Consider the following 3,110-nt stretch of genomic DNA (forward strand, 5'->3'; position numbering starts at 1 on the left):
GCGCTGGAGCTAGACAATATAGAAAAGCGGAAGCGCCCGTTTAGCCCCGTAAAAAAAAGGGTACTAAAGCAAGTTTGAACTTACTTTAGTACCCTTTTTCTAACTCCATTTCCTTTATGCACAGTAATCCCCATTATTTACAGACCATATTTTCATCTACTTTGCTCAAACTAGTAATACGCGAATGAACTCGCGTAAATAAGTAGATGTCGATGTCTCGACACATCTTCTTAAGGGGGAAAATGTTTATGCGTAATAAAGCCAGAAATTTCCCAGCTGTTAATCGCTTTGGTGGGGAGCCTAGAGCTAAAGCAGAATATGCCTCTAAGAGAGCTGATGGAAGTATAAATACTCATCCACAGGAGCGCATGTTAGCTTCTTCACAACGAGTAGAAGATCAACAAACAAATTAAATTATTTGTTCGGAGGTTGAATCATGGTAAACAAACGCTATCAACTTCATGATCACAGCTATAACGGTCCATTTAACAGCACTTGGTCGAATGCTAAACATGCGAAAGCTCAAGTAAATGGGCAAACACAGCAAACGCAGCCCCTCATTATTTTAGAACGTGAAACCCGAAAACGTTCCTAAAATGAAAGTTCGGTTGGTGTTATCCTATCAATCGACTTCTATCCAGCAATTCACTTCCATCATCTAAACTTCTGTTTGGAAAACCGAATTTATAAGCGCTGGTTAGATAAGAAGAATAAGCCTTCGCAGAGGCTTATTCTTCTACTTTTTCTTCTTTCAATATCTCTAAAACAGAGATAGGAACCCCTTCTTCATTTCCACTTCCACCTAAACGGTAGCCCCAAGCGAATACACCATTTAAATATTCTACTTTGAAATATGTACCTGGGTCCCCTTGTATTCCGTAAATTTCACCTTTAACAAAGTCATTTGGGTCTAACATGTACGCTTTAACCATAATCGCTTTTCGTTCAAGCACATCAAATTCATTAACCATTCCCATTTGCTCCGCTTTGCGAGCTTTTTCATGAAGATAAGCCAATTCTTGTTGTAATTCATACATAGACATCGTACTATATCGTTTTTCTGACATTTGTTATTCCCCTATCTCTTGTTGAATTTCTTCTAAATATCTTTCAATCAATTCAATTGAAAATCCCTTACGATATAAAGCGCTTTTCATTTTTTGTTCGAATTCATATCCTGTATACTTACTATATCTTCTTAATGCTTTGTCTCCATTAATCTTTATGGAGTTCCATTCTTGTTCATCATCTTGAGAAATCTGAATATTATTTAATGCTTCTTCTATTATATAAGAAGAGTAGCCTTTTCTAATGAGAGTTTGCTCGACTTTTCTTTTTAATTCTATGGTCGATGCATTCTTTTTGGTTTTAACAAGCTTAAGGATTTGTTTCTCTGCATGTTGAATTTGCTTTTCCTTTGAATAAAGCTGAAGTGCAGCTTCTGCATATGAATCACTAATTCCCTTCTGTTTCAGCTCTTGAGCAATAATAACAGGTCCTTTATCAGCTGCGTTCATTCGGGTATTTACTAGTGCAATAGCAAATTCTTCATCATTTAAGAACTTTAATGCATATAACTTATGAATCACTTCTTTAATGATATGGTCTTCATATTCTTTTTCTTTTAACTTACGAACGACCTCTGCTTCTGAACGCATACGATGTGCTAAATAATGAAGAGCATCTGAAAAGCCTTTTTGCATATCTTCCTGGTATGTAATTTCCATAAGATCTAAGTCGTCTATTGCCATACCTTTTTTTAAGTCCATTTTAATTAGAACATCTTCGCTTACACTAAAACCGTATTCTTCACCTTTGCCTCGATCTATATAAATATTGTAACGATTTTTATTCTTAACTCCGACAGCGATTTTCGTAATGGTTATCAAATTACTCACCTCTCTATTAACTGTAGCATACTAACTGTTTTGTCGTCTGTTGATATAGAGAAAAAAAACACGGAGGGATTTACTATGAAAGTAGCAATTGCTGGGGGAAGTGGTTTTGTAGGTAAAGCAATTACAGCTGAATTACTGGCCAATCATCATCATATTTATATACTTACAAGGAACACCTCACGTATAAACACGATTCCAAATATTACTTATGTCCAATGGCTGAACAATGGTGATCGACCTGAAAAACAGCTAGAAGGTGTAGAAGTTATCATCAATCTTGCAGGTGAATCATTGAATAGCGGACGATGGACCGCTTCAAGAAAAAAACGCATTTTAGATAGTCGGTTACATACAACAGCAGAAATCAAGCGGATTATTGCTAGTATGACCACTAAACCACATACTTTATTAAATGCGAGTGCCGTTGGATATTACGGGACTTCCAACACTAACATCTATACAGAAGAAGACATCGTATCACCTACTGATTTTTTATCTGATACAGTTTATCAGTGGGAACATCAAGCCATGCAAGTCGAAGCTTTAGGCGTTAGAACTGTATGCATGCGCTTCGGTGTTATATTAGGTAGAGAAGATGGTGCTTTACCACGTATGTTGCTACCTTATAAATTATTTGGTGGAGGAACTGTTGGAAGCGGCATACAGTGGTTATCATGGATTCATATAAATGATGTAGCGAAAGCAACTCTATTTTGCATGGATCATCAATCGATATACGGTGCTGTTAATTTCACTGCACCAAATCCAGAAACAATGAAATCATTCGGTAAAACAATTTCATCGGTAATGAATCGCCCGCATTGGATGCCTGCTCCAGCTCCTTTATTGAATTTGGCACTTGGAGAAATGAGCATACTCGTTCTAGAAGGTCAGAAGGTTTTACCCAATAAATTAAATCAACATGGATATTCATTTTGCTTCTCCTCACTTCAAGAAGCTCTTCAAGATTTATTACATTAAAATTGAATGATTTATCATGTTTACGGAAAAAATGGTAGAAACCAATGAAGGAGTGATCACCTTGGATAAGAAGAAAAAAGAAAAAATGAAAAATAAGTTAACCACTACGCAAGAGGTTTTATACGGACGTGAATTTAGAATGGCAGACCGTGCAGGAGGATTCGATGGCCAAAAGCGATAAAGTGAAACTTTAATCGGTGGAAGTGTTCGTCCATCCCCCACCGATTATTA

At 36.6% G+C, this 3,110-nt stretch carries 6 protein-coding genes; 4 read left to right on the forward strand and 2 right to left on the reverse strand.

The features are described 5' to 3' along the window. Positions 1–248 precede the first annotated feature (248 nt). Together V7014_RS08530 and V7014_RS08535 are read left to right on the forward strand one after the other, a co-directional pair. On the forward strand, positions 249–413 hold the full coding sequence (locus tag V7014_RS08530) for a small, acid-soluble spore protein K (protein WP_081707782.1): 165 nt from the start codon (positions 249–251) through the stop codon (positions 411–413). A gap of 23 nt (positions 414–436) precedes the next feature. Beyond that, positions 437–595: a YpzG family protein gene (locus V7014_RS08535; protein ID WP_335506142.1), complete on the forward strand. Its 159-nt coding sequence runs from the start codon at positions 437–439 to the stop codon at positions 593–595. A 133-nt stretch (positions 596–728) separates the two neighbouring features. Here the strand turns inward: V7014_RS08535 and V7014_RS08540 are convergent, their stop codons facing one another. Together V7014_RS08540 and recX are read right to left on the reverse strand one after the other, a co-directional pair. After that, on the reverse strand, positions 729–1,067 hold the full coding sequence (locus tag V7014_RS08540; RefSeq protein ID WP_335506144.1) for a YfhH family protein: 339 nt from the start codon (positions 1,065–1,067) through the stop codon (positions 729–731). 3 nt (positions 1,068–1,070) lie between these two features. After that, on the reverse strand, positions 1,071–1,889 hold the full coding sequence (recX, locus tag V7014_RS08545) for a recombination regulator RecX (protein WP_335506146.1): 819 nt from the start codon (positions 1,887–1,889) through the stop codon (positions 1,071–1,073). A gap of 84 nt (positions 1,890–1,973) precedes the next feature. On the opposite strand from recX, the gene V7014_RS08550 reads away from it, so the two are divergent. Continuing rightward, entirely contained in the window at positions 1,974–2,879 is a 906-nt protein-coding gene (locus V7014_RS08550; RefSeq protein WP_335506148.1) for a TIGR01777 family oxidoreductase, read from the forward strand. A 61-nt stretch (positions 2,880–2,940) separates the two neighbouring features. Continuing rightward, positions 2,941–3,060 (forward strand): YfhE family protein, encoded by a 120-nt coding sequence (locus V7014_RS08555; protein WP_335506150.1) that lies wholly within the window; start codon positions 2,941–2,943, stop codon positions 3,058–3,060. Positions 3,061–3,110 lie beyond the last annotated feature (50 nt).

This window comes from Bacillus sp. JJ722 (assembly GCF_036963345.1).
GTDB lineage: Bacteria > Bacillota > Bacilli > Bacillales > DSM-1321 > Bacillus_AD.

What these genes read in the sequence shown, in the direction of transcription:
- V7014_RS08530 (WP_081707782.1), top strand. Translation starts at nt 249, where the DNA reads ATGCGTAATAAAGCCAGAAATTTCCCAGCTGTTAATCGCTTTGGTGGG.
- V7014_RS08535 (WP_335506142.1), top strand. Translation starts at nt 437, where the DNA reads ATGGTAAACAAACGCTATCAACTTCATGATCACAGCTATAACGGTCCA.
- V7014_RS08540 (WP_335506144.1), bottom strand. Translation starts at nt 1,067, where the DNA reads ATGTCAGAAAAACGATATAGTACGATGTCTATGTATGAATTACAACAA.
- V7014_RS08550 (WP_335506148.1), top strand. Translation starts at nt 1,974, where the DNA reads ATGAAAGTAGCAATTGCTGGGGGAAGTGGTTTTGTAGGTAAAGCAATT.